General features: G+C 66.4%; 20 protein-coding genes. 13 read left to right on the forward strand and 7 right to left on the reverse strand.

Features of this window, described 5'->3' with window-relative positions; translation table 11 throughout:
* The first annotated feature begins 5 nt into the window (after nt 1–5).
* The 9 genes from BM133_RS06305 to BM133_RS06345 all read left to right on the forward strand — a co-directional run bounded on the left by BM133_RS06305 (nt 6) and on the right by BM133_RS06345 (nt 12,318).
* On the forward strand, nt 6–1,637 hold the full coding sequence (locus tag BM133_RS06305) for an ABC transporter ATP-binding protein (RefSeq protein ID WP_093432390.1): 1,632 nt from the start codon (nt 6–8) through the stop codon (nt 1,635–1,637).
* Between the two features lie 19 nt (nt 1,638–1,656).
* Nucleotides 1,657–2,853: a YbfB/YjiJ family MFS transporter gene (locus BM133_RS06310; protein WP_093432392.1), complete on the forward strand. Its 1,197-nt coding sequence runs from the start codon at nt 1,657–1,659 to the stop codon at nt 2,851–2,853.
* Nucleotides 2,854–3,040: 187 nt separating this feature from the next.
* Nucleotides 3,041–3,679, forward strand: a complete 639-nt coding sequence (rimP, locus tag BM133_RS06315; RefSeq protein ID WP_093432393.1) for a ribosome maturation factor RimP — start codon at nt 3,041–3,043, stop codon at nt 3,677–3,679.
* 16 nt (nt 3,680–3,695) lie between these two features.
* Entirely contained in the window at nt 3,696–5,189 is a 1,494-nt protein-coding gene (gene nusA, locus BM133_RS06320; protein ID WP_042576810.1) for a transcription termination factor NusA, read from the forward strand.
* A 24-nt stretch (nt 5,190–5,213) separates the two neighbouring features.
* Nucleotides 5,214–8,174, forward strand: a complete 2,961-nt coding sequence (gene infB / locus BM133_RS06325; protein WP_093432395.1) for a translation initiation factor IF-2 — start codon at nt 5,214–5,216, stop codon at nt 8,172–8,174.
* 21 nt (nt 8,175–8,195) lie between these two features.
* Nucleotides 8,196–8,567, forward strand: coding sequence for a 30S ribosome-binding factor RbfA (gene rbfA, locus BM133_RS06330; protein ID WP_012747853.1), 372 nt, complete (start codon nt 8,196–8,198; stop codon nt 8,565–8,567).
* 2 nt (nt 8,568–8,569) lie between these two features.
* Nucleotides 8,570–9,538 carry a tRNA pseudouridine(55) synthase TruB gene (gene truB / locus BM133_RS06335; protein ID WP_093432396.1) on the forward strand — a complete coding sequence of 323 codons (969 nt, stop codon included), beginning with the start codon at nt 8,570–8,572 and terminating at the stop codon, nt 9,536–9,538.
* Nucleotides 9,535–11,373 (forward strand): translational GTPase TypA, encoded by a 1,839-nt coding sequence (typA, locus tag BM133_RS06340; RefSeq protein ID WP_093432398.1) that lies wholly within the window; start codon nt 9,535–9,537, stop codon nt 11,371–11,373. Before truB ends, typA begins: the two co-directional genes overlap by 4 nt.
* A 15-nt stretch (nt 11,374–11,388) precedes the next feature.
* Nucleotides 11,389–12,318, forward strand: coding sequence for a DMT family transporter (locus BM133_RS06345; protein ID WP_093432399.1), 930 nt, complete (start codon nt 11,389–11,391; stop codon nt 12,316–12,318).
* Between the two features lie 12 nt (nt 12,319–12,330).
* Here BM133_RS06345 and BM133_RS06350 read toward each other — a convergent pair whose 3' ends face one another.
* The 6 genes from BM133_RS06350 to smpB form a co-directional block, all read right to left on the reverse strand.
* Nucleotides 12,331–13,773, reverse strand: coding sequence for a hypothetical protein (locus BM133_RS06350; protein ID WP_093432401.1), 1,443 nt, complete (start codon nt 13,771–13,773; stop codon nt 12,331–12,333).
* Nucleotides 13,774–13,859: 86 nt separating this feature from the next.
* Entirely contained in the window at nt 13,860–14,252 is a 393-nt protein-coding gene (locus BM133_RS06355; RefSeq protein WP_093432402.1) for a COG4315 family predicted lipoprotein, read from the reverse strand.
* Nucleotides 14,253–14,325: 73 nt separating this feature from the next.
* Nucleotides 14,326–15,156: an anti-sigma factor family protein gene (locus tag BM133_RS06360; RefSeq protein WP_093432403.1), complete on the reverse strand. Its 831-nt coding sequence runs from the start codon at nt 15,154–15,156 to the stop codon at nt 14,326–14,328.
* A gap of 16 nt (nt 15,157–15,172) precedes the next feature.
* Nucleotides 15,173–15,688, reverse strand: a complete 516-nt coding sequence (locus BM133_RS06365; RefSeq protein WP_093432404.1) for an RNA polymerase sigma factor — start codon at nt 15,686–15,688, stop codon at nt 15,173–15,175.
* Between the two features lie 30 nt (nt 15,689–15,718).
* Entirely contained in the window at nt 15,719–16,117 is a 399-nt protein-coding gene (locus tag BM133_RS06370) for a COG4315 family predicted lipoprotein (protein ID WP_093432405.1), read from the reverse strand.
* A 93-nt stretch (nt 16,118–16,210) separates the two neighbouring features.
* A complete protein-coding gene (gene smpB / locus BM133_RS06375; protein ID WP_093432407.1) occupies nt 16,211–16,687 on the reverse strand; it encodes an SsrA-binding protein SmpB in 477 nt (158 codons plus the stop codon).
* 62 nt (nt 16,688–16,749) lie between these two features.
* Between smpB and BM133_RS06380 the strand changes: the two genes are divergently transcribed.
* A complete protein-coding gene (locus BM133_RS06380) occupies nt 16,750–17,196 on the forward strand; it encodes a type II toxin-antitoxin system RatA family toxin (RefSeq protein WP_093432408.1) in 447 nt (148 codons plus the stop codon).
* On the forward strand, nt 17,197–17,532 hold the full coding sequence (locus tag BM133_RS06385) for an RnfH family protein (protein ID WP_093432410.1): 336 nt from the start codon (nt 17,197–17,199) through the stop codon (nt 17,530–17,532).
* Nucleotides 17,533–17,542: 10 nt separating this feature from the next.
* Here the strand turns inward: BM133_RS06385 and BM133_RS06390 are convergent, their stop codons facing one another.
* The gene (locus BM133_RS06390; protein WP_093432411.1) at nt 17,543–18,073 is read right to left on the reverse strand and encodes a DUF4124 domain-containing protein; all 531 of its coding nucleotides are present in this window, start codon (nt 18,071–18,073) and stop codon (nt 17,543–17,545) included.
* Between the two features lie 128 nt (nt 18,074–18,201).
* Here BM133_RS06390 and guaB point away from each other — a divergent pair, with 128 nt between their 5' ends.
* Together guaB and BM133_RS06400 are read left to right on the forward strand one after the other, a co-directional pair.
* On the forward strand, nt 18,202–19,671 hold the full coding sequence (gene guaB, locus BM133_RS06395; RefSeq protein WP_093432413.1) for an IMP dehydrogenase: 1,470 nt from the start codon (nt 18,202–18,204) through the stop codon (nt 19,669–19,671).
* A 168-nt stretch (nt 19,672–19,839) separates the two neighbouring features.
* Complete coding sequence (locus tag BM133_RS06400; RefSeq protein WP_093432414.1) at nt 19,840–20,088, forward strand: type II toxin-antitoxin system Phd/YefM family antitoxin; 249 nt, start codon at nt 19,840–19,842, stop codon at nt 20,086–20,088.
* The last annotated feature ends 1 nt before the right edge of the window (nt 20,089 follow it).

The raw sequence follows: 20,089 nt of genomic DNA on the forward strand, positions 1-20,089 counted from the left end.
GCGACATGAATCCCACAACGAAACAGCCGCTTCTCGACGTGAAGGGCCTGCGGATTTCCTTCAGCGGCAAGGAGGTCGTGCATGGCGTCGACTTCCAGATCGGCGCGGGCGAAAAGCTCGCGCTGGTGGGTGAATCGGGTTCGGGCAAGACCGTCACGGCGCTGTCGCTGCTGCGCCTGGTGCAGAACGCCGACCTCGCGGGCGTCGCAAGGCTCTTCGGCCCCGAACCTTCGCAGGGCGCGCGCGACCTGCTGGCAATTCCTGAGCGCGAGCTGCGCGGCATCCGCGGCAAGGAGATCGCGATGATCTTCCAGGAGCCGATGACCGCGCTCAACGCGCTCTACAGCGTGGGCGACCAGATCTCCGAAGTGCTCGAGCTGCACGAGGGGCTTTCTGCCCGCGCGGCACAGGCAGCGGCGATCCAGTTGCTGGCCGACACCGGCATTCCCGAGCCGGCGCGGCGGGCGAGGTCGTTCCCGCACCAGCTCTCGGGCGGACAGCGCCAGCGCGCCATGATCGCGATGGCGCTCGCCTGCAAGCCGCGCCTCCTGTTGGCCGACGAGCCGACCACCGCGCTGGACGTGACGGTGCGGGCGCAGATCCTGGAGCTGCTGGCCGAGCTGCAGCGCAAGTACGGCATGGCCGTGCTGCTGATCACCCATGACCTGAACCTCGTGCGCCGCTTCGCCGACCGCGTGGCCGTCATGGAGAACGGCCACATCGTCGAGCACGGCGCCGTGGCGACCGTGTTCGACGCGCCGCAGCATGCCTACACCCGCAAGCTGATCGACAGCCACCCGGAGCGCGACGTGGCGGCGGTGGCCGCGCGCGCCGACGCTGCACCGGTGCTCGAGGCCAAGGCTTTGCGCGTGAGTTATCCCGTGGCCAGGCCCGGCTTTGCCGGCTGGTTCCGCAAGGGCGAATTCATCGCGGTGCAGGGCGCCGATTTCCGCATCGTGCCGGGCGAGACGCTGGGCGTGGTCGGCGAATCGGGCTCTGGCAAGTCGACGCTGGCGCTCGCGGCGCTCGGGCTCCTGAAGCACCAGGGCGAGCTGAAGGTGGACGGCAAGGGCTGGGCGGTCGATCGGGCCTCGGACCTGGCCCTTCGCCGCACGATGCAGGTGGTGTTCCAGGACCCGTTTTCCTCGCTCTCGCCGCGCATGACGGTCGAGCAGATCGTGGGGGAGGGGCTGCGCGTGCACGCGCCGGAACTCGATACGAAGGCGCGCCGGGCCCGTTCGCTCGCCGCGCTGGCGGACGTGGGGCTGACCGAGGCGCAGTTTCCCGCGCTGCTCGACCGCTATCCGCACGAATTCTCGGGCGGCCAGCGGCAGCGGCTGGCGATCGCGCGCGCCCTGATCGTCGATCCGCAACTGCTGGTGCTCGACGAGCCGACCAGCGCGCTCGACGTGACGATCCAGAAGCAGGTGCTGGGCCTGCTGCAGCGCCTGCAGCGGGAGCGCGGGCTGAGCTACCTCTTGATCACTCACGACGTCGAGGTGATCCGCGCCATGGCGCACCAGGTCATCGTGATGAAGGACGGAGCCATCCTGGAAACCGGGTCGGTCGAGCGCGTGCTCGATGCGCCGGCGCATCCCTATACGCAAAAGCTGGTGGCCGCCGCGCTGCTGGAATAGAACGAAAAGAGACGAAGAAATGTCGGTAAACGGACAGGACCGCCGCGGCGCCTGGCGCGCGGCGCTGGCCTGCATGGTCACGCTGGCTGTGGCGATGGGCCTCGGGCGCTTTGCCTTCACGCCCATGCTGCCCATCATGCTGGGCGAAGGAAAGCTGGAATTGGCCGGGGGCGGCGTGCTGGCGTCGCTCAATTACCTGGGTTATTTCCTCGGGGCGGTGAGCTGCGCGGCCATCGGGATCAAGGCGTCGAGCATGGTCCGCGGCGGGCTGGCCGCGACCGCGGCTTTGCTGATCGGAATGGGGCTGCTTCACAGCTTTGCGGGCTGGGGCATCCTGCGTGCGGCGGCCGGCGTGATGAGCGCCTGGGTCTTCGTCTTCGCCTCGGGCTGGGGCCTGCGGCGGCTGGCCGAAACGAATTCGCCGACGCTGGCCGGGGTGATCTACACCGGGCCTGGCATCGGTATCGCCATGACCGGGCTGCTCGGCGGGGCGCTGGGGCGCTGGGGTTCCGAGGTGGGATGGATCGGTTTGGGCCTGTTGGCCGTGGTGCTCATCGCGGCGATCTGGCGGGTGTTCGATGACGGCGAGGCCGCGCAAGGCGGCAGTACGAAAGCCCCCGTGGCCGCAAGCCGCGTGACGGCATCCGGCGCGGATCGCAGCGATGCGATCTGGCTGGTCGCGCTCTATGGGCTGGCAGGCTTCGGCTACATCATCACGGCCACCTTCCTTCCAGTGATCGCGCGACAGGCGCTGCCGGGATCGTCCTGGCCCGATTTCTTCTGGCCGCTGTTCGGTGCGGCCATCATTCCGGGCGCGTTGATCGGCGCCCGCGCGCCCGTCCACTGGGACAACAGGCTGCTGCTGGCGACCGCCTACGCATTGCAGGCGCTGGGCGTGGTGCTCTCCGTGGCGTGGCCGACGATCGTTGGTTTCGCGCTGGGCAGCCTGCTGCTGGGCATGCCGTTCACCGCCATCACGCTTTTCGCCATGCGGGAGGCGCGCCGGCTGCGTGGCAATGCGGCGGCGGGGCTGATCGGTTATGCCACGGCGTCCTATGGGGTGGGGCAGATCATCGGACCGCTGTTCGCGGCGCCCCTGGCGCAGCGCACCGGATCTTTCGAGCAGCCATTGCTGGTCGCGGCGGCGGCACTGGCGCTCGGCGCGGTGTTGTTTGCGGTGGTCTGGTCGAAATCTCGTCGCTCAATGGCAGTCTGAGCCGCAATGCCCCTTCATTTATCACACGAATAGCATATAATTCGAGGCTCACGACCAAACGGGCGGGTACCAACCGCCCGTTTTTTTTGGTCTATGCATTCTTGATCATTCGCCGCATTTGCTGCACTCGCAATGGCGGATATCGCGAATTCGGCGAATTGAGTATTTAAAAGGCACTTTCGAACACGTGGCATTGCAGCAAATAGTGGAACAAACCGTGGCCGGTCTCGGCTACGACCTGGTCGAGATCGAGCGCTCGGCCGGGGGATTGCTGCGCGTGACGATTGATTTGCCCTGGACGGCCCCCACTTCCGAAGCTGTGGCTGCCGGCGTGCCGGAACCTTTCGTGACGGTCGAAGATTGCGAGAAGGTGACGCGGCAACTGCAGTTCGCGCTCGAGGTCGATGGTGTCGATTACAAGCGGCTCGAGGTGTCCTCGCCCGGTATCGACAGGCCGTTGCGCAACGAGCAGGATTTCGGGCGTTTCGAAGGTCATGTGATCGACCTCACGCTCAAGGCGCCCATGGGTGCCGCGGCGGCGGGCCAGGTGTCGGCCACGCGCAAGAAGTTTCGCGGCACGCTGGAGCGTGTCGAGGGCGCCGATGGCGCCCGGGGGTGGCAAATCGTCTGGAGCGATGCGCCCGAACCCAAGCCGGGTCAAAAAGTGAGCAAGAAGCGCCTGCCTGCACCGTTGCGGGCGCTGGGCTTCGTGCTGGACGAGCTGCGCGATGCGCGGCTCGCGCCCATTGTGGATTTCAAGGGCCGCAAGGCCAAAACCCAACCGGGTTTTTCGGATATTGACGACGGAACGAATGTTCCGGACTGAACAGAGGAGTGGTGGCATGAATCGCGAAATGTTGATGTTGGTGGATGCGATCTCGCGCGAGAAGAACGTCGAGCGCGACGTCGTCTTCGGCGCGGTCGAATCCGCACTGGCGCAAGCCACCAAGAAGCTCCATCAGGGCGACGTGGACATCCGCGTCGCAGTCGATCGCGACAGCGGCGACTACGAGACCTTCCGCCGCTGGCACGTCGTTCCCGACGAGGCCGGCCTGCAACTGCCCGACCAGGAAATCCTCCTGTTCGAAGCCAAGGAAGAAATGTCGGACATCGAAGTCGGCGAGTACATCGAAGAAGCGGTGGACTCGGTGCCGATCGGCCGCATCGGCGCCATGGCCGCCAAGCAGGTGATCCTGCAGAAGATCCGCGACGCCGAGCGCGAGATGCTGCTCAACGATTTCATGTCGCGCGGCGACAAGATCTTCGTGGGCACCGTCAAGCGCCTGGACAAGGGCGACATCATCGTGGAGGCCGGCCGCGTCGAAGGGCGCCTGCGCCGCAGCGAGATGATCGCCAAGGAGAACCTGCGCAATGGCGACCGCGTGCGGGCCATGATCATGGAAGTCGACCTGACGCTGCGCGGCGCGCCGATCATCCTGTCGCGCTCGGCGCCTGAATTCATGATCGAGCTGTTCCGCCAGGAAGTGCCCGAGATCGAGCAGGGCCTCCTCGAAATCAAGAGCTGCGCCCGCGACCCGGGTTCGCGCGCCAAGATCGCCGTGCTCTCGCACGACAAGCGCGTCGATCCGATCGGCACCTGCGTCGGCGTGCGCGGCACCCGCGTCAACGCCGTCACGAACGAACTCGCCGGCGAGCGCGTGGACATCGTGCTGTGGAGCGAAGACCCGGCCCAGTTCGTGATCGGCGCCCTGGCCCCGGCCAACGTGTCCTCGATCGTGGTGGACGAAGAAAAGCACGCCATGGACGTGGTGGTCGACGAGGAAAACCTCGCCATCGCCATCGGCCGCGGCGGCCAGAACGTGCGCCTGGCTTCCGACCTCACCGGCTGGAAGATCAACATCATGGATGCCAACGAGTCGGCCCAGAAGCAGGCGACCGAAACGGATGCCAGCCGCAAGCTCTTCATGGAAAAGCTCGACGTCGATGAGGAAATCGCCGACATCCTGATCTCCGAAGGCTTCAACAGCCTGGAAGAAGTCGCGTATGTGCCGATCTCCGAAATGCTCGAGATCGAAGCGTTCGACGAAGACACCATCAATGAGCTGCGCTCGCGTGCCAAGGATGCGCTGCTGACCATGGAAATCGCCAAGGAAGAGGGCGTGGAGACCCAGTCGTCGGTGTCGCAGAATCTGCGCGACCTCGAAGGCCTGGACCCCGAGCTGATTCCCAAGTTGGCCGAAGCGGGTGTGAACACCCGCGACGACCTCGCCGACCTCGCGGTCGATGAACTCACCGAGATCACCGGCCACAGCGCCGATGACGCCAAAGCCCTCATCTTGAAAGCCCGCGAACATTGGTTCGCCGGCCAAGAGTGATGGTCATGGAGGCACGAAACCAATATGTCCAGTACCACTGTCGCCGAGTTCGCGAACGAGCTCAAGAAGACTCCCGAAACCTTGCTTGACCAGCTCAAGAGCGCAGGCGTGCCCAAAGCGGCCGCCACCGATGCGCTCACCGAGGCTGACAAGCAGCGCCTGCTCGGCCACCTCAAAGCCAGCCATGGCACCGTCGAGCCCGAGCGCAAGAAGATCACGCTGACCAAGAAGTCGACCAGCGAGATCAAGCAGGCCGACGCCACCGGCCGCGCCCGCACCATCCAGGTCGAAGTGCGCAAGAAGCGCACCTTCATCCAGCGCGATGAAGGCCACCCGGCCACGCCTGAACACGCCCAGCAAGCCGCCGAAGCGCCGGCAGCCGCACCGGCTGCGCCCCACGTGGACGAAGCCGAACTGGCCCGCCGCGAGGAAGAAGCGCGTCGCCAGGCCGAGCTGATCCGCCGCCAGGAAGAAGAGCTGGTCGAGAAGCGGCGCCTGCGTGAAGAAGCCGAAGCCCGCGAACGCGAGCAGGCCGAGAAGGCCGAGCGCGCCGAACAGGCCGAGCAGGAAGCCGCACGCATCGCCGCTGAAAAGAAGGCTGCTGCCGCTGCCGCCGCAACGCCTGCGAAGGAAGCCGCCAAGCCAGTCGAGGCGCCTGCTGCAGTCGCCGCGGCCGCCGCTGCCGAACAGCAGGCCGCCGACACCAAGCTGGCCGCCCAGACCGCCGCCACGCAAGCCAAGGAAGACGCGAAGGCCAAGGCCGCCGCCGAATCGAAGGCCCGTGCCGACGAGGAGGCCGCCCGCGCCAAGGACCTGGACGAGCGTCGCCGCAAGGCCCTCGCCGAGGCCGAAGCCATCCGCGCCATGATGAATGCACCGGCCCGCGTGCTGGTGCCGCACAAGGCGCCCGAGAAGCCGCAACCCGAAAAGGCCGCGGTCAAGGGCACGCTGCACAAGCCGGCCACGCCCGCAGCGCGTCCCGGTGCACCGGCCGCTCCGGGTGCTGCTGCAGCCCCGGGCGCAGCAGCCGGCGCCGGCAAGGAAGTCAAGTCGGCCAAGCTCTCCTCGAGCTGGGCGGGCGATCCTGCCAAGAAGAAGGAAATCAAGACCCGCGGCGATGCCAGCGGTGGTGTCGGCCGCGGCAACTGGCGCGGAGGCCCGCGCGGCCGTCGCGGCAACGACCGCGGCGGTCACGAGGAGCACGCACCGGCCGCACCGGTCGAGGCGCGCATCCTGGAAGTGCACGTGCCCGAAACCATCACGGTGGCCGAGCTCGCGCACAAGATGGCCGTCAAGGCCGGCGAAGTCATCAAGCAATTGATGAAGCTGGGCCAGATGGCGACCATCAACCAGTCGCTGGACCAAGATACCGCCATGATCCTGGTGGAGGAAATGGGTCACAACGCGGTAGTTGCTGCGCTGGACGATCCGGAAGCCTTCACCGACGAGGACGTGTCGGCGCAAACCGCCGAAGCCCTGCCGCGCGCACCGGTCGTGACCGTCATGGGTCACGTCGACCACGGCAAGACCTCGCTGCTGGACTACATCCGCCGCGCCAAGGTCGCAGCGGGCGAAGCCGGCGGCATCACGCAGCACATCGGTGCCTACCACGTCGAAACGGCGCGCGGCATGGTGTCGTTCCTCGACACCCCGGGTCACGAGGCGTTCACCGCCATGCGTGCCCGCGGTGCGCAGGCCACCGACATCGTGATCCTGGTGGTGGCGGCCGACGACGGCGTCATGCCCCAGACCAAGGAAGCCATCAAGCACGCGAAGGCGGCGGGTGTGCCGATCGTGGTTGCGATCAACAAGGTGGACAAGCCCGACGCCAACCTGGACCGCGTGAAGCAGGAACTGGTGGCCGAAGAGGTCGTGCCTGAAGAATACGGCGGCGACGTGCCGTTCGTGCCGGTGTCGGCCAAGACCGGCCAGGGCATCGACGACCTGCTCGAACAAGTGTTGCTGCAGGCCGAAGTGCTGGAACTCAAGGCGCCGGTGGATGCCGCCGCCAAGGGCCTGGTCATCGAAGCGCAGCTGGACAAGGGCCGCGGCCCGGTCGCCACCGTGCTGGTGCAGTCCGGCACGCTGAAGACCGGCGACGTGGTGCTGGCCGGTTCCACCTATGGCCGCGTGCGCGCCATGCTGGACGAAGACGGCAAGGCCATCAAGACCGCGGGTCCGTCGATCCCGGTCGAGATCCAGGGCCTGACCGAAGTGCCACAGGCGGGCGACGAGTTCATGGTGATGGCCGACGAGCGCCGTGCGCGCGAAATCGCCACCTACCGTGCCGGCAAGTTCCGCAACACGAAGCTGGCGAAGGCCCAGGCCGCGAACCTGCAGAACATGTTCACCGACCTCTCGGCCGGCGAAGTGCAGACGCTGCGGATCATCATCAAGGCCGACGTGCAGGGCTCGCAGGAAGCGCTGGCCCAGTCGCTGCTCAAGCTGGCGACCGAGGAAGTCAAGGTCCAGATGGTGTACGCCGGCGTCGGCGGCATCAGCGAGAGCGACATCAACCTGGCCATCGCCTCCAAGGCCATCGTGATCGGTTTCAACGTTCGCGCCGATTCCGGTGCGCGCAAGCTGGCCGAGAATAACGGCGTGCAACTGAACTACTACAGCATCATTTACGACGCTGTGGACGAGATCAAGGTTGCGATGTCGGGCATGCTGGCACCGGAGCGCCGCGAAGAGATCATCGGCTCGGCCGAGATCCGCACGGTGTTCGTGGCGTCGAAGATCGGCACGGTCGCAGGTTCGTACATCACCTCGGGCTCGGTCAACCGCAGTGCGCATTTCCGCCTGCTGCGCGACAACGTGGTGATCTACACCGGCGAAGTCGACTCGATCAAGCGCATGAAGGACGATGTCCGCGAAGTCCGCGAAGGTTTTGAGTGCGGTATCAAGCTCAAGAACTACAACGACATCAAAGAAGGCGATCAGCTCGAATTCTTTGAAATCAAGGAAATCGCCCGGACGCTGTAAGCGTTCGATGCGACCGAGTCCATGCCGAAAAGAAAAGCTGCCGCCCCCAACCGCGCGTTCAAGGTTGCCGACCAGATCCAGCGCGATCTGACGGAGCTGATCGCGCGCGAGTTGAAGGACCCGCGCGTGGGCATGGTCACGATCCAGGCGGTCGAGGTCACGCCCGACTATGCGCACGCGAAGATCTACTTCAGCATGCTCACGGGCGACGTGACCGAGACCACCGAAGCGTTGAACCAGGCTGCGGGGTTCCTGCGCAACGGCCTGTTCAAGCGCCTGCATATCCACACCGTGCCGACGCTGCACTTCCTGTTCGACCGCACCACCGAGCGTGCGGCCGACATGAATGCGCTCATTGCACAGGCCGTCGCTTCGCGCTCGAAAGACGACTAGCGATGAATGCGCCACGCACAAGGGTGCAGCGGCGCCCTGTGCATGGGGTGTTGTTGCTCGACAAACCGCTGGGACTCTCCAGCAACCAGGCCTTGCAGAAGGCCAAGTGGTTGCTGCGTGCCGAAAAAGCGGGCCACACCGGCACGCTCGATCCGCTGGCCACCGGCGTCTTGCCGCTGTGCTTCGGCGCGGCCACCAAGTTCAGCCAGCTGCACCTGGATGCCGACAAGACCTACGAAGCCACGGCACGCCTTGGCATCAAGACCTCGACCGGCGATGCCGAAGGCGAGGTGATTGCCGAGCGTCCGGTGAACGTCACCGCTGAAGACCTGGCCCGCGCCGAGACGCAGTTCAGCGGCCCGATCCGCCAGATTCCGCCGATGCACAGCGCCCTCAAGAAGGACGGCAAGGCGCTCTACGAATACGCCCGCGAGGGCATCGAGATCGAGCGCGCACCGCGCGACGTGGTGATCCACGCATTGAAGGTCACGCAGGCTGCCTCCGAATCCGCGGGCAACGCCATCCGGATCGTGGCTTCCGTGAGCAAGGGCACCTACATCCGCACGCTGGGCGAAGACATCGGCGAGGCGCTGGGCTGCGGCGCGCACCTCACGTCGCTGCGTCGCACGGCCACCGGCGGTTTTGGCGTGGCGCAGTGCATCACACTCGAAGCGCTCGAAGCCATGGACGAGGAAGAGCGGCTGGCCCAGTTGTTGCCCGCGCAATCCCTGGTCGAGGGCCACGTGATCGTCACGCTCGGCAGCGAAGATGCGGGGCGCTTTCTGTCCGGCCTGCGCCGCCGTGGCGCGTGGCCCGACGCCGACCACGTGGCGGTTTTTGGCGATACGCCGCTCGCTTTCCTGGGCACGGCGCACATCGCCGCCAACGAACTGATCCCGGGGCGCTTGCTGAACCCCATCGAAATTCAGCAAATTCTTTTGAACGCACAACAGACAGAAGCGACACCATGAGTACCAAGCAAATCCGCAATATCGCCATCATTGCCCACGTGGACCATGGCAAGACCACCATGGTCGACCAGCTGCTGCGCCAGTCGGGCACCTTCGCCGAGCACGAGAAGGTCGTCGACACGGTGATGGACAACAACGCCATCGAAAAGGAACGTGGCATCACGATCCTGGCCAAGAACTGCGCCGTGACCTGGGAAGGCACGCACATCAACATCGTCGACACCCCGGGCCACGCGGACTTCGGCGGTGAAGTGGAGCGCGCGCTGTCGATGGTCGACGGCGTGGTGCTGCTGATCGACGCGCAGGAAGGCCCGATGCCGCAGACGCGCTTCGTGACCAAGAAGGCGCTGGCCCTGGGCCTGAAGCCCATCCTGGTCGTGAACAAGGTCGACAAGCCGGGTGCGAACCCCGACAAGGTCGTCAACGCCGCCTTCGACCTGTTCGACAAGCTCGGCGCAACCGACGAACAGCTCGACTTCCCCGTGGTGTACGCCTCGGGCATCAACGGCTGGTCGTCGCTCGAAGAAGGTGCAGCCGGCGAGCAGTGGGGCCCCGACATGTCGGCCCTGTTCAACACCATCCTGAACCACGTGCCGTCGCAAAAGGGTGACCCGAACGCACCGCTGCAACTGCAGATTTCCGCACTCGACTTCTCGACTTTCGTCGGCCGCATCGGCGTGGGCCGCATCAGCCAGGGCACGCTCAGGCCCATGACCGACGTGCTGGTCATGGAAGGCCCGGACGGCAAGACCGTCAAGGGCCGCGTCAACCAGGTGCTGACCTTCCAGGGCCTGGACCGCGTGCAATCGACCGAAGCCGGCCCCGGCGAAATCGTGCTGATCAACGGCATCACCGACATCGGCATCGGCGTCACCGTGACCGACAAGGACAAGCCCGCGCCGCTGCCCATGCTCAAGGTCGACGAACCGACCCTGACCATGAATTTCTGCGTGAACACCAGCCCACTGGCCGGCCGCGAAGGCAAGTTCGTTACCAGCCGCCAGATCTGGGACCGCCTGCAAAAGGAACTGCAGCACAACGTGGCGCTGCGCGTGAGCGAGACCGGCGAAGAAGGTATCTTCGAAGTCATGGGCCGTGGCGAACTGCACCTGACCATCCTGTTGGAAAACATGCGCCGCGAAGGCTATGAAATGGCCGTATCGAAGCCGCGCGTGGTGTTCCGCACCGTGAACGGCGAAAAGCACGAGCCCATCGAATTGGTCACGGCCGACATCGAAGAAACCCACCAGGGCGGCGTGATGCAGGCACTGGGCGAACGCAAGGGCGAACTGGTCAACATGGAACCGGACGGCCGCGGTCGCGTGCGCCTCGAGTACCGCATTCCGGCACGCGGCCTGATCGGTTTCACGAACGAATTCCTGAACCTGACGCGCGGCTCGGGCCTCATCAGCAACATCTTCGACAGCTACGAAGCGCACAAGGGTGACATCGGAAGCCGCAAGAACGGCGTGCTGATCTCGATGGACGACGGTGAAATCTTCACCTACGCCCTGGGCAAGCTGGACGACCGCGGCCGCATGTTCGTGAAGGCGAACGACCCGGTGTACGAAGGCATGATCGTCGGCATCCACAGCCGCGACAACGACCTGGTGGTGAACGCCACGCGCACCAAGCAGCTGACCAACTTCCGCGTGAGCGGCAAGGAAGACGCGATCAAGATCACCCCCCCGATCGACCTCACGCTGGAATACGGCGTCGAGTTCATCGAGGACGACGAACTGGTCGAAATCACGCCCAAGAGCGTGCGCCTGCGCAAGCGTTTCCTGAAGGAAAGCGACCGCAAGCGGGCCGGCCGCGACACATCGATGGGCTGACCCTCCGAGGGTGCCATGCGCCTGACGCACGGCGGGGCTGTGTGGCTGATGGTCGTCGTGACCCTGATGTGGGGCACGGCGGGCGTCGTCACACGGCACCTGGCGCAGGCGCACAGTTTCGAGATCACCTTCTGGCGCAGCCTCTTCACGACGCTGGCGCTGCTGGTGATCTTGCCGCTTTGGCGGGGGCGCGCCGTGTTCTCGCAACTGCGCAGCGGCGGGCGCGAGCTCTGGATCTCGGGCGTCTGCTGGGCCGTGATGTTCACGGCCTTCATGGTGGCGCTCACGATGGCCTCGACAGCGAGCGTGCTGGTCACGATGTCGCTCGGGCCGCTGCTCACCGCGCTGGCCGCGCGTGTCTTCATCGGTCATCGGCTGCCTGCACGCACGTGGGGAGCGATCGTGGTGGCCGGGATGGGCATCGGCTGGATGTACGGCACGCAGCTGATGCAGGGCGACTCGGGCGGTTTGGGCGGCTCGCTGCTCGGAACGCTCGTTGCGCTGTGCGTGCCGATCGCCGGGGCCACCAACTGGACCGTCGTGCAGCATGCGCATGCCAAGGGGCACGACATCGACCTGGTGCCCGCGGTGCTGATCGGCGCCGTGCTCACCGCCTTGTTCACCTTGCCCTTTGCCTTGCCGTTCCAGGCGAGTGCGCACGATCTCGGTTTGCTGGCTTTCCTGGGCGTGTTCCAGCTTGCGATTCCGTGTGTGCTGTCGGTGCTGTGCGCACAGGTATTGAAGGCGCCCGAGGTCGCGTTGCTGGCCTTGCTCGAAGTGATCTTCGGCATCGCGCTGGCGTGGATCGGCGCGGGTGAAGAGCCCGCCGCCAGCGTGCTGACCGGCGGTGCGCTGGTCATCGGCGCGCTGGTGTTCAACGAACTGCTGGCGCTGCGCGGGCGCCGCACCACGGCGGCCGACACCGCATTGCCGGGCGCGCACTAGTCGCCCAAGGATCTACTCGGGCACCGCGGCGGCGTCCGTCACGCCCAAGCCGATCAGCCGGGCTTCCGTCACTGCCCGGATAAAGCGCCTTGCGAAGTCGTCGCTCATGCGCCAGTTGCCGTTGTCCTGCACGAAAGTGAATTCGCCGCGCAGCGGCAGCGACTGCGCGCGGCCGATGGTGACCAGCAGGCTGTCGTTGTATTCGACGACCAACGGACAGACCCGGCTCACGCCGTCGTCATGCACACGGCAGGGGCCGGCGGGCTCGAAGTCGGCGATCTCGCGCTCGCGGTCGGCGTCGGTGACCACGAGGCCGGTGGTGGAACGCTGGCGCTCGAGCTGGCGCTGGAGCATTGCCGCGGCAGGCGAGTTCGACTGCAACGCGGCCACGCCGTCACGGAAGGCCTTCTCCGCTGCCGGGCGCCCGATGGGCTCGGCGTTGTAGAGCGGCTTGCCCTTGGCATCCAGATTGCCGAAGCGGGCCTCCACGATGACCGGGTCGGCGCCGCGCACCGTCATCTTGTCGCTATCGCTGTCGTTTTTGGCGGAGGCCGGGCCGATCGTGTACGCGATCGACTTGGTCCCGTCTTCCAGAATCATCGTCGCCATGCAGCCGCGGGTGCGCTCGTCCTTGCGGTAGCCGATTTCGCGCAGCCCGCTCAGGGTCGGGATGCCGACTTCGCGCAGGCCCTGGGTGCGCGCATCGATCGACACGCGGAGCATCAGGCCCTGCAGCGTCTTGCGCGTGGCGTCGGCGTTGCAGGCCGGCACGCCGTCTGGCGCGAAGAAGTACCAGCCGAGGCCGCCCACGACCGCCAGCGTGGCCAGCCGGGAGAGCCAGGCGCCCCGGCGGCGCTTGCCTTGCGCATCGGCCTGCCACGCGCCTGACGTCTTTTCGTCGGCCGCAATCTCTTGCTGCGCCTCGGCCACGATGCGCGCCCGGTCTGCCGCCATGGCGAAGGCCGGCTCGGCCGCGACTTCGGCGCGCGTGGCCTCGAACCGTTCTTTTTCGAGCGGGCCGTCGATCACCATCCAGGCCAGCGTGGCGGCCGGTGCGGCGGGCACGCTGCCGACCAACGGCATTTCCTCGAGCGCCATGTCCCGCGTCTGGGCATCGACGAGGCCGTCGCTGAAGAGCGCGTTCACGGCTTCATGCGTGATGCCGCGGTCGCCAAGCTCCACGAACTCCTCGGCCTCGTATGCGAGTTCGGCTGCATCGTCGGCGGTGGCGACCGGCGGCGAGGCCTCCTCGAGCCGTTCGACGGCGGCGTCGATTTCTTCCTGGGTGACCAGGCCCTTCACGCACATCCAGGCCAGCGCGTGCGCGGGGCCGGGAATCGGCGGGAGCGTGGCCGTTTCGAGATGGGCGAGCACGGCGTCGTGCTGCGCGTCGGTGATCAGGCCGTAGGAGAGAAGGGCGAGGAACGCATCCGGATTCGCAGCTGCAGGATTCATGCGGCGATTCTGCCGTGGTGCGTGCACCAACAAAAAAGGCCCCGGCGTGCGCCGGAGCCTTTGCGATCAGATGACCACCGTGCCGATCAGGGGCGCGCGATCTTCCAGTTGCCACCCACGCCGTCGCCGGTCTTGTCGCCGGCCTTCACGTCCTTGGCCCAGTAGTACAGCGGCCAGCCCTTGTAGGCCCATTGGCGCTTGCCGTCTTCGCGAATGATGATGGTGTAGCCGCCAATGGGCTTGGCGGTTTCGGCCACGGGGAGCGGCGGCCAGTTGGTCGCGCACTGGGCGTTGCAGACGGAGGTGCCGGCGCCGGCCGTGTCCTTGGTGAAGGTGTAGAGCGTCATGCCGTTGGGTCCGACCAGCACGCCATCGGCGGTGCGGGTCGGCGTGTCGGGGGCGCTGGCGGTCTTGTTGGACATGCCGCCGCAGCCGGCGAGCAGGGCCGCCGCGAGGATCGAGGCGCTGAGCAATTTCATGCAGTTTCTCCTTCAGTTGAAAAATCGCGAAAACAAGGCAGGTGGTTGCGCGACCCGGCAGTTTATGCCGGGCTCACGACAAATCGCGGTAGGCAAGGGTCGCGAGTTTCAGCAAAACATCACGCGGTAGCTTGCCAGCAACGGCATAGCCGAAGCCCTGGTCGACCCAGTAGAAGCTCGGCACCGGGCCCTCGGAGGTGAACCGGAAGGCGGTTTCGCGCGCGGCGGGCGAATCCGGGGCCCGGGCGTCCAGGGTGCCGATGTAGAGCGTGACGCGCTCGCCCGCCGCGTCTTCGAACATGAACTGGGCGCGCGCACCGGTTTCCCCGGGCAGCAGGCGGCCGCCGACGAGCGTGTAGCCCAGGGTGCTCAGGTCGGGCACCTTGAGCGGCCTGTCCAGGCGCTTGGAGAGCCACTGCACGAGGTGCTGCTGCTCGGAGGCGGCCACTTCGACAGGGTGCCTTTTCTCGGGGGCGTAGACGACGTGGGCGATCGACGCGTCGTGCACGAATTCGCGCATCGCGGGCGCCTTGGCCAGTTGGGTCGATGGGGTGCGCGATGCCGACCATTGCGCATTGCCGAGCCAGCCCGCCGCAAAGGCGACGAGCACGCCGGCCGCGATGCCGCCCCAGCGCATCCAGCTGCTGCGCTGCGCCTGCCGGGGCACGTTGCGCTCGAGCGCGCTCATCAGCGGCGCCGGGATGGGTTCGTCCAGCAGCTCGCCATGCAGGCGGCGCAGGGCGTCGCGCTGCGTGTGCCAGGCCGCGACCTTCGCTGCCATGGCCGGGTCGCGCGCCAGGGCTTCCTCGACCGCAGGCCGGCGATCCGGGGCGAGCTGGCCATCGACCAGCGCGTGCAGTTCGTCGTCGGTGGCGTCGGTGGAGGGCGGGGCGGGGCGGTTCATGGTGCGGCGGCGGGGTTCACTTGAGGCGGCGCAGGCCGGGGCGGTTCGGGGCGGCGGCGCCGTCCAGCAGTTCCTGCAGCCGCACGCGGGCGCGCGAGAGGCGCGACATCACGGTGCCGGCGGGAATGCCGAGCACCTTCGCCACCTCGGCATAGGACAGGTCTTCGAGCGTCACCAGCAGCAGCACGGCGCGCTGCGCCTCGGGCAGTTGCATGAGACAGCGCTGCAAATCGAGGCTCGCGCCCTGGTCGCGGCCCGGATCGATGCCGCCATGCAGCTCGTGGGTGGCATCATCGAGCGGCACCACGCTGTGCGGCGGCGGCGTGCGCCGCACCTGGCTTGCGAAGATGTTGTGCATGACCGTGAAGAGCCATGCGCGCAGGTCGCTCCCCACCACCCAGAGGCGCCACTTGCTGCAGGCCCGCTCAAGGGTGTCCTGCACCAGGTCGTCGGCCGCCCACGTGTTGCCCGTGAGCGCGCGCGCGTAGCGGCGCAGGCTCGGGATGTGGTCGACCAGCAGGCGGGCGTCCATGGGTGGATGGCGGGATGCGCGTCCGGATGATCAGGGCTTGGCTGTCTTCCAGGTGCCGTTGACGCCGTCGCCGGTCTTGTCACCCGGCTTGGCGTCCTTCACCCAGTAATACAGCGGCCAGCCCTTGGCGGCCCATTGCTTCTTGCCGTCGTCGCGCGTGACGATGGTGAAGTCGCCCGCGGCCTTGTCGCCGTCGGCGGCCATGAAGGGCGGCCAGTTGGTGGCGCAGCCGCCGTTGCAGACCGATTTGCCGTTGCCGGCGGTGTCCTTGTCGAAGGTGTAGAGGGTCATGCCGGTCGCACCGACCAGCGCGCCGTCGGCGGGCTTGGGCTGGGCGAACGCGGGGAGGGCGAGCAGGCTGCCGAGCAGCGCGGCGGCGATGCCGACGGAGGAAATTCGAGAAGCGCGGGAAGCACGAAATGGCGACATGGAAGACTCCTGGGTTGATGGCATCGATGACCGATGACACCGCACAAACGCCTGCAGAGCGCGTTTTATTCCATGCGCGCAAAAAAAGAACGATCAGCGGCTGCGGCTCTTCATCGCGCGCTCGACCTCGCGCTTGCCTTCGCGGTCCTTGATGGTGTCGCGCTTGTCGTGCTCGGCCTTGCCCTTGGCCAGGGCGATGTCGCATTTGACCTTGCCCGCCTTCCAGTGCAGGTTGAGCGGCACCAGCGTGTAGCCCTTTTGCTCGACCTTGCCGACCAGCCGGCGGATCTCTTCCTTGTGCAGCAGCAGCTTCTTGGTGCGGATGGAATCAGGACTGACGTGCGTCGAAGCGCTCTTGAGTGGGTTGATCTGCAGGCCCACGACGTAGAGTTCGCCGTCTCGGATCACCACGTAGCCGTCGGTCAGTTGCACCTTGCCTTCGCGCAGCGACTTGACTTCCCAGCCTTCGAGCACCATGCCGGCCTCGAAGCGTTCTTCGAAGAAATAGTTGTACGCGGCCTTCTTGTTGTCGGCGATGCGGGAGGAGGTATCTTGTTTCTTTGTGGCCATGGCTCGGGAAGGTGGGGGCGCATGGCTTCAATACAATCCGTCGCGCACGCTGCACCGATTCTATGAAAACAGTCAACAAGTCCGTCCTCATCTGGTACAGCGCCGAAGAGATGTACGCGCTCGTCACCGATGTGGCGAAGTATCCGCAGTTCCTTCCGTGGTGCGACAAGGCCCGGATCATCGAAGAGGACGAAGCCGGCATGACCGCCGAAGTCGGCCTCGCCTTCGGCGGCTTTCACCAGAGCTTCACCACCCGCAACACCCACGTGCCGGGGCGCGAGGTGCAACTCAAACTGGTCGACGGGCCGTTCTCCAACCTCGACGGCAACTGGAAGTTCGTACCCGTGGGCGAAGCGGGCGAACGCGCCAGTCGCGTCGAGCTGCACATGAGCTACGGCTTCAGCAACTTCGCCCTGCAGGCGCTCGTCGGGCCGGTGTTCGACACCATCGCATCGAGCCTGGTCGAAGCCTTCGTCAAGCGCGCCGAACAGGTCTACGGCAGTCCCTGAATGATCCAGGTCACGCTGAGCTGCTCGCCCGCGGCGCGCGAGGTGTTCGAGCAGGTCCTGCAGCTGGAAGACGGCATCGCCTTGAGCGAAGCGGTGCGGGCGAGCGGGTTGTCGCAACGCTTTCCCGACCTCGATTGGCGGCATGCCATGACGCCGGGCGTCTGGGGCCGGGTGGTCGAGTGGGGCCAGGCGCTGAAGGACGGCGATCGCATCGAGCTGTGCCGCCCGCTCACGGTGGACCCGAAGGTGGCGCGCCGCGAACGATTCAAGCGCCAGGGCGCCAAGGGCACCGGCCTCTTCGCCAACCGCCGCAAGGGCGGCAAGGCCGGCTACTGAGGCTGTCGGCTTACTTGCAGTCGCTGTCGATGACCGACTGAATGCGCTTCTGCTCGGCGGCGCGGGCACCGTCGTCCATGATCTCGCGCTCGCCCTTGGCATTCACCTTGGCAATGCGGATGCCGCTGTCCAGCGTGGACTTGCCTTCGCGGGCGCGGGAGCAGCTGTCGACCTTGGCCTTGGCGACCTTCGCCTCTTCGGCGGCGCGCTTGGCCTTTTCTTCGGCCTCGGCCTTCTTGGTCTTTTCCTCGAGCTCCTTGTCGACGCCGCTCGGCTTGGGCGCGGCGGCGCTTTCGCGCGGCTTGGCCGCAGCGGCTTCGGTGCCCTCGGCGGCCGGCGCATCCGGCGAGGAGATGCCGGCGGAAGGCCGCGGTGGCGGCGTGCCCGAACGGCGCAGGATGTTCTTCTCGGGAACATCGGGCGGCGGCGCCTGGTCGCTGAAGACCTTCTTGCCGTCCTTGTCGATCCATTGCCATTGCGCGCTCGCAGAGAGCGGCAGCGCCACGACACATCCCACCAGCAGCCAGTGCATGAATTTCATGCCCGAAGTTTAGCCGCGCCTTACTTCTTGCAACATCCTCATTCGGTGCTTTTGCAACGGTCCGCAAAAGCCCGGGCCGGCGAACGCCTCGGGAGCCTCGTTACAATCCGTCTTTTGGAGCTTCACCCATGCGCCTTCTCGGCAAAGCGCTCACCTTCGACGACGTGTTGTTGGTGCCAGCGTTCTCCCAGGTCCTGCCCAAGGACACCTCCCTCGCCACCAAACTCTCCCGCAACATCACGCTGAACCTGCCGCTCGTCTCGGCGGCCATGGACACCGTGACTGAAGCCCGCCTCGCGATCGCCATCGCGCAGGAGGGCGGCATGGGGATCGTGCACAAGAACCTCACCGCGCAACAGCAGGCCGCCGAAGTGGCCCGCGTGAAGCGCTATGAATCGGGCGTGCTGCGCGACCCGGTGGTGATCACGCCGACGCACTCGGTGCGCCAGGTGATGGCGCTGTCCGACCAGCTGGGCATCTCCGGCTTCCCGGTCATCGACGGCGGCAAGGTCGTCGGCATCGTGACGGGGCGCGACCTGCGCTTTGAAACCCGCTACGACGTGCCCGTCAGCGAAATCATGACGCAGCGCGACAAGCTCATCACCGTGCCCGATGGCACGACGCTCGCCGATGCCAAGGCGCTGCTCAACAAGTACAAGCTCGAGCGCCTCCTGGTCATCAACAGCGACTGGGAGCTCAAGGGCCTGATCACCGTCAAGGACATCACCAAGCAGACCAGCTTCCCCAACGCCGCACGCGACGCGAGCGGGCGCCTGCGCGTGGGCGCCGCGGTCGGCGTGGGCGACGGCACCGAGGAGCGCGTCGAAGCGCTGGTGAAGGCCGGTGTCGACGCCATCGTGGTCGACACCGCGCACGGCCACAGCGCCGGCGTGATCGAGCGCGTGCGCTGGGTCAAGCGCAACTATCCGCAGGTCGATGTCATCGGCGGCAACATCGCCACCGGCGACGCCGCACGCGCGCTGGCCGATGTGGGCGCCGATGCGGTCAAGGTCGGCATCGGCCCGGGCTCCATCTGCACCACCCGCATCGTGGCGGGCGTGGGCGTGCCGCAGATCATGGCGGTCGACAGCGTCGCCACCGCGCTGCAGGGCTCGGGCGTTCCGCTGATCTCCGACGGCGGCGTGCGCTATTCGGGCGACATCGCCAAGGCCATCGCCGCAGGCGCCAGCACCGTGATGATGGGCAGCATGTTCGCCGGCACCGAAGAGGCACCCGGCGAAATCGTGCTGTACCAGGGCCGCAGCTACAAGAGCTACCGCGGCATGGGTTCCATTGGCGCGATGCAGCAGGGCAGTGCCGACCGGTACTTCCAGGAATCGACCACCGGCAACCCCAACACCGACAAGCTCGTGCCCGAAGGCATCGAAGGCCGCGTGCCCTACAAGGGCTCGATCGTCTCCATCGTCTACCAGATGGCCGGCGGCGTGCGCGCCAGCATGGGCTACTGCGGCTGCGCCACCATCGCGGACATGCAGAACAAGGCCGAGTTCGTCGAGATCACCACGGCCGGCATCCGCGAGAGCCACGTGCACGACGTGCAGATCACCAAGGAAGCGCCGAACTACCGGGCTGAGTAATGTGGCCCCCACGCGCCCCCACTGCGTGTGGGAGCGCTGCCCCCCCAAGGGGGCCGCAGGCCGCCTTGGGGCGGCCCGGCGCCGGCCTGAAGCACAATCTGGCCAGACCTTGAAAATCAGGCCAGACTCGGTTTAAAATTCGGGCCAGATTCAATTTTTCTGGCCCAAATGCAATCCATCGGCATCGCTGAAGCCAAGAACAACTTCTCTGCCCTGATCGACCTGGTCGAAAAGGGCGAGGAGGTTCGCATCACCCGCCACGGCAAGGAAGTCGTGCGCATGCTGCCGGTGCGGCGCAAGCCGGTCATCACCGACGAGCAGATCGCGCGCGAACTCGGCCAGATCGACGCGCTGCACGCCACCATCCAGCCCGGCCTGTCACTTCGAGCCTTGCTCGACGAAGGGCGCCGATCGTGAC

Origin of the sequence: Variovorax sp. 770b2 (genome assembly GCF_900115685.1) — a bacterium.
In the GTDB taxonomy this organism is placed as follows: Bacteria; Pseudomonadota; Gammaproteobacteria; order Burkholderiales; family Burkholderiaceae_C; genus Variovorax.